We start from the raw sequence: 6,005 nt of genomic DNA on the forward strand, positions 1-6,005 counted from the left end.
AATTCGAGACCGCCCACTACGCCGGCCTCGAACCCACGCGAACGCCAACCGGCGCCCTCGCAAAAACCTAGGAACCAAACCCAGGACAATTCAGTTTTCATCAAAATCTTTCGCAGTCTCCACAACACCCGACCTCCACAACTCAAAACCAGGTACCAACACACTAAAGCTCAACGCCTCGGACTAAACGACTCATCACCGATTCCTCCGACTTCGCACTTCGCCAACATCCCACTTGGCGATTTTGTAGTCGCTTAATTCCCCAGAATCGTTCCGGAGAGAAACGCCATACCTGAAATTCTCGTCCTGCGCGGAGACCAGCGATTCCGAGATCTTCTCAGCAAGTGCAGCTCGAGATACGAACTGGCCTTGCTCGTGCTCGACCTCGACGAGGACAGCGAAAACGAATTTGTGCGACATCAGCGCTCTACCTCTCCGGTTCTGTCGAATTGTGGTCGTGGCTCTGGCACTAACAAGGCTCACTCCCGTACTCCCCTACGCTCCCCCACGCTGAGCATGTGGCGTGGGTTTGCCGGGCGCAGCTCGGAGAAAGGGGAGGTTCAGGACTCGTCCGGGCCATCGTTCTTCTCCTATGCCCCGATTTTCGATTTGATGTATCGACTCAGGGATACATTCTGTTCAGCTGCCTCAATGGAGAGACGACGATGCACCTCAGGCGTTGTGCGGATAGGTATACGACCCGAATAGGGGCGCAGTGAGAAAGGCGCGGGCACCTGCTCCCCCGCATCTTCCATGTCCTTCACAACATCGCGTGCAAGAACCTGTATACCCTCAAATGCCTCCGTCGAGGTCTCCGCCAACCAAGACAACGACGGGAACTCCGCCACCGTAGCTACAAACTCTCCGTCTTCCGGATGCCATGCCACCCGATACGTGTACTGCTGCCAGTTCATTTCGCCTCCTCCTTGCGGAGTCTGTCAATCGCTGTGAGCACCTGGCGGACTTGGTAGATCCTCCGCGATTTAACCTGGCCCCTGGAAGGTACGAACTTCGCAGGGCCACATTTTTTGTGTATCACTCGTGTTTTATTCCTGGGTTTTCAGGAGTTTTCCGTAAGTCTTGCGAATGGCGTCTTCGATGACCGACGCGTAGGACGCGCCCCGTATTCCTTTTTCTCGGGCATCTTTTTTAGCCAGACCGATGAGGGTTCTCACGTCCTCGGAAAACTCGTATGTGGCCCTCTTCGCAGGAAGCGGCATCTCCCCCGTACTGTCATCGCTGCGTTTCGATTTCTTGGCCGTAGTAGCGGACTCGGGGCGGTTGAACTTGGCGGCGAAGGGGTTTTCGTTGGCGCTCATGCTCTGTTCCTTTCGGTGATTTCGGTCAGGGCTTCTGGGAAGGCTCCCAAATCATTCGGCACAGTGCCGAAAGCCTGGGAGTACATTTCCCGGCGTGGGATTTCTGTGTCGAGAACGGTGATGCCAGCCTCGGTGAGGGCTGTGCGCGCCTGGGTGCGTGAGTTTGTTCGTGGCACAGTCCTTGACAGAAGCACGCTCAGGGTCACGGGGCGGTCCTCGGTCACCTCAGCTGCGGCCTCAAGGGTTGGTGTGAGTCTGGTTGATTCCGTTCCGGTCGGGGCGAGAGGAATGATGAGGTTACCGGTGACCCGCAGCGCCTGGCGGAGGATCGCTGCGTTGTTGCCGGTGTCGATCACGATATGCCCGGATGGGTCGAGGTCTTTGATGCGCTTAGCGAGATTCATAGAGGGCCAGTAGAGAGTCGAAACGCCCGTGGGCCAGCTCTCCCCTGCATCCTCGCTCCATTCATAAGCTGTCCCGTTTTTATCGTCGGCATCTACCAGCAGTACCGGCTCTCCGGTGGCCTGGTGGATGCTGAGAGCGAGGAAAACGGCGGTGGTCGAGCGCCCGGTGCCGCCTTTAAGGCCGCCGACGGTCATCAAAAGCGGTTCTGTTGGCTTTCCTTCTGGGTTCGATTTCATGGTCGAAAATTCCTCATCATGCAGTATCAAGCCTGTAATTAATATGGTTAGAAGCTGTGTTATTAGCGGGGTTTATTCGAGTGTTTCGCGCGGTCTTTGTAGTCATGGGAAACCATGCTGATGCCGACGACTCTCCGGCCAGAGACAACGTCGCGCTTGCCTGGTGGGTAAATTTCGTTGAGTTGAGCTTTGACGAACGCTTCAAAACTTCCGCCATGTTTCTGGTTGACAGTTTTAAGCATCGAAGATGAGAAAAAACCGCCCTTCTCCCCTATTTTGATCTCACGGCCGTTATCAAGAGTTACCGTCAGCGCAACATTCTTGTCCTTGTGGGCCTGGCTCATCGCTATTCGACGAAGGTCGTCTTTGGCAACCTGGAAGCCTCTAACCCTACTTTCACGGTTACTGGGATGCATCGTCGTAGACGAGAGCCTGTCGCCGTTCTTGCCATAGCTGGTTTTGTGGCTGAATCGCGTGGTCTTCTGCTGGGCTGGTGTTCCGCCGGTATCTTCAGGGATGCGGGTTGCGTGCTTTTCGCCTTCGGCAACCGGTTCGACGTCCTTGGTGCGCACCGGAACCAAGCTCCCGTCGTTGCGCCGACGGCGCGGCGGCCGCTTGGTTACCGTACCCCGGACGGCAAGGTCCGAGAGCGAGTCACGGAAGCTCTCACCCGTCCGCTCTCCCTTGAGCAGCGCACGCACTAGGCGCGAATCTCGGTCTAGCTCGGCCGCGATATCTGAAATAGACATTTTGCGTTGCTCGATTACCTGGCGCACCAGGTCGGAAACGGGGATTTGATCGCTCATGATCCGCTGCCCTCTCGCAGAGCCTTAGCTGCGCGTTTTTTGAGTCGGTCACGGGCTTCTCGGGTGTCAGGAGTGCTGGTGGGCCCGTCGAGGGCACCTTTGAGCCGGAATCGACCGACCTTCCCGTCATCGCCACCCCCGGCCCCGGCTGGGCGCGCCCAGTCAGGCAGGGCAGTGGTGTAGATCGCGTCTCCTTCAACACCGATAATGGATGCTCCCGGCAGGTAGAGGGCTCCAGCTTTGTGCCCGTTTGCTGCGGGGGAATCCAGGAGCCTGGCACGGCCTCGGCCCCAGACCTGAGCGGAGATTTCTGGGTGGTAGAACGACGCTTCGCGATCGTTCAAGGGGGCGCGGTCTTCGTAGGTGATGTGGTCGCCGTGGTCGATCATGGTTGATCTGGCATGGGTCGGCACGTCATCGATACTCGCCGCCCGGTGTTCGGTGACCCGGTTACGGCGGGCCAGTGCCCCGATGCCGTGGAGATGGATGTTGCGAAAGGCACCGAGCACGGCGTCTTTGAGCCCTTCGGGGACGTCGGCGGCCTCGACCTGGTCGCGGATTTTGAGGATGCGCGAGGTGAAGACATCCAGTGGCCGGGCTTTAGTGAATTGAACCGCTTCGAGAGGTTCGATGAGCCAGCCGTGGCGGATGGCCACGAAGACCTCGGACGCGTCGGCCCAGGTCTGGCCGGCGGCTCCGGGCCGGTTCGGGTAATACCAGCCATCGCGGACGTTCTCGTGCTGGCAGCCCAAGATGCCGATGTGCTGCCAGTCGTCGGGGATCCGGAAACGGACCAGGTACCGGGCGCGCGCGTAGGGGTCGCGCTCGAGGAGGTCAGCGGCGGCGGATCGGCCGAGCTCTCGGGCTGGGCCGACGCCTAGCTCTCGGGCCAGGCTCGCGTACATGAACCGTCCGTCGAGATGGACGAAACCGGGAATTTTCGGGGTCTGCTTCGGGTCGATGAGAGAAACAACATCGCCGTGGTCGTTCAGGTCGTCACCGGCGACGAGGTGTTCCATATGGTGTTGGCCACTGGTGGCGTGGATGCGGTCAAGAATGAAGTCGTCGATCTCCGGCGGATTGAAGTCTTTACCGACGCTCCAACCCCACAGCATCCTCCCGGTAGCGGCTGGGGTGAACATAGGGAAGTCCATTTTTGGTTCAGCAGTGCGCAGGAAAACCGTCACGGCATGGAAGGCTTGGCGGGCCTGCTCAGCAGTGATGTCCTCGTCAAACCAGGCCCGTGCGTGAGTGAGAGTGAGTTTGTGGCCAGTGAGCTTGTGCGTGAATCGGCCAGTCAAGCCGGATTCTAGCCGCCGGTGCGTTCCCGGCCCCCAGTCCTCTGTTGCCGCATCAAGCCAGTGCGCTCCACCAGGCTGAACCGTCGGGGTCTTCCCGGTGAGCATCACCCATTCAGCACGGGCCAACAAAGCAGTGTTCAGAACGTCATTAAGCGTAGGGGTCTTACGCGTTCCCTTGATTGCGGGAGAGAACCGGCGACCGTCACCATCCATGCCGCGACCGCTGCGGTAATCCACGAACGCCATCGGAACTCTCGGCGGGCTCCACACCTTAGGTCTCATAGTCTCACTCTCCCTGCCCAGTAGATCTCACACAGCACACAGTACAGCACCAGCCACACGTTTGCAGTACTTATTACACATTTTCAGCGCATTTTATGAGTATTGATTCGGCGGCCTTCTTTTCTGCTGGGGTCATCCACAGTCCATAGGATGCCTTGACCTTCACGATGCGGCCGACATACTCGCACCGGTAGAGCTTATTCGGGGGTAGCCAGGTAGCCACGTCTTTGTCGCCTTTAGCCTGGTTGATCGCGCCGGTCACGGCAGTGAGGTTGGCTGGGTCATTCGCGAAAGTTTGGCGCTTTTCGGCATCCCAGCCTTGCGCGCCTTTCTGCCATGCGTCCGACAGTGCCACGAGGTGATCGATCTGAACCAGGGACGATGTCTCTTTTCCTCGTTGAAAACGCTCCTGCTGTCCCGTGAAGGGATCTGTGAGGGTGCCGGAGAGGACGAGACAGCCGGCGGTTCCCGGTTTGATGGTGACATCGGTAAGGTCTCGACGCAGGATGTCGTTACGAGTATCGCAACCGTTACGGTCGATGTCCGCCCACGCCTGACCGAACTCTGCGCGCCGGTAACCAGTCTTCGGCGCACGCCCCTTGACTTCTATGCCCGCCAAAGCGGTCAGAGCCTCGCTCACCAACGCAGGCACAGTGATAGTTGATGGGCTCACCTCCTTACCACTGCTAGGGGTTGCCGCGCACCCAGCTAAGCCCATTGCCAGCAGGACTATCGCGCTCACGCAAACTCTAAACCACTTCATAGCCACATTATATACACATTTCTACCGTATTAGATATTGTTCATATGTTGTTTTGACTGGATTAAACTGACGGGCGCGAGGAGATTACTAGCACCACCTTCGGCACACCACCTGCCGGGTTGAGCTTCAGTGGCAACCCAGGCAGGGAGTTCATCGGTGAGAATGAGGTTGTCACAGGGGCGTGCTTACCGTCTCCCGTCATTCTGTCCTGCATCAGTCTCTTCCTGAGTTCGTGCGGCCGCGTCCACCTCTAGATCATCGACGGTACGCCGTTGAATCCCTCGACTGGCCGAAGAAGGGGCCGGGCTTAATCCCCTGCCCGGCCCCTTCTCTTTTATCTCCCCACCCCTGAGGAGAGCCTATTCACGCCACCTCTGGCGGATGTCCTGTCTCGTGCAACTCACTATTGTGCAGCTCGGCGAGTTCTTCAGCTTCTTCTTCGCTCATTGCTTCGCTTTTGTACCTGTGCTCACGGCAGAGAACATAGTGTGCTTCCTCGTCGATGTTGCCGCGCACTGCCATCCCGAATTCCACCTGGGCGCTCATGCGTCATCACACTTTCCTGGTTCCGCGGTTACTTAAGACCACTCCTGTAGCGCCCAGACCGATCAGACCAAGAGCGCCCCCGAGGGATAGCAGCTGCCCGCTCGTTCCTGTATTGGCTAGCTGGTCTTGCCCTGATTGAGCTTCAGGCACGCCTGTTTCCCCTGTGCGGTCTATGTATGTGTCAATGGTTGGCTGGGTAGTGGTAGCGCCCCGGTTATATTGCTCGATGGTGCTAGGTGGTTCTACAACCGGAGCAACGGTAAATGGCTCGGTCGGAGGCTGAACCGGCGTGACTATCGGGGGTTCCACCGTAACCGGAGGCTCCACCGTAACCGGAGGCTCCACCG

General features: G+C 58.3%; 7 protein-coding genes. All 7 read right to left on the minus strand.

What is annotated here, in order from left to right:
- Positions 1–590: 590 nt before the first annotated feature.
- The 7 genes from C501_RS0100285 to C501_RS0100315 all read right to left on the minus strand — a co-directional run bounded on the left by C501_RS0100285 (position 591) and on the right by C501_RS0100315 (position 5,658).
- A complete protein-coding gene (locus C501_RS0100285) occupies positions 591–914 on the minus strand; it encodes a type II toxin-antitoxin system HicB family antitoxin (RefSeq protein WP_018133644.1) in 324 nt (107 codons plus the stop codon).
- Positions 915–1,046: 132 nt separating this feature from the next.
- Positions 1,047–1,319 carry a hypothetical protein gene (locus C501_RS0100290; RefSeq protein WP_018133645.1) on the minus strand — a complete coding sequence of 91 codons (273 nt, stop codon included), beginning with the start codon at positions 1,317–1,319 and terminating at the stop codon, positions 1,047–1,049.
- A complete protein-coding gene (locus tag C501_RS0100295; RefSeq protein ID WP_156807540.1) occupies positions 1,316–1,960 on the minus strand; it encodes a nucleotide-binding protein in 645 nt (214 codons plus the stop codon). The genes C501_RS0100290 and C501_RS0100295 overlap by 4 nt, the downstream gene beginning before the upstream one ends.
- 62 nt (positions 1,961–2,022) lie before the next feature.
- A complete protein-coding gene (locus C501_RS0100300; RefSeq protein ID WP_018133647.1) occupies positions 2,023–2,766 on the minus strand; it encodes a hypothetical protein in 744 nt (247 codons plus the stop codon).
- A complete protein-coding gene (locus C501_RS0100305; protein ID WP_043567726.1) occupies positions 2,763–4,349 on the minus strand; it encodes a hypothetical protein in 1,587 nt (528 codons plus the stop codon). Before C501_RS0100305 ends, C501_RS0100300 begins: the two co-directional genes overlap by 4 nt.
- Before the next feature lie 73 nt (positions 4,350–4,422).
- Positions 4,423–4,989, minus strand: coding sequence for an HNH endonuclease family protein (locus tag C501_RS0100310; protein WP_245532359.1), 567 nt, complete (start codon positions 4,987–4,989; stop codon positions 4,423–4,425).
- Between the two features lie 486 nt (positions 4,990–5,475).
- Entirely contained in the window at positions 5,476–5,658 is a 183-nt protein-coding gene (locus C501_RS0100315; protein ID WP_018133650.1) for a hypothetical protein, read from the minus strand.
- Positions 5,659–6,005: the final 347 nt, after the last annotated feature.

The sequence above is a fragment of the Acaricomes phytoseiuli DSM 14247 genome, from assembly GCF_000376245.1.
GTDB lineage: Bacteria > Actinomycetota > Actinomycetes > Actinomycetales > Micrococcaceae > Renibacterium > Renibacterium phytoseiuli.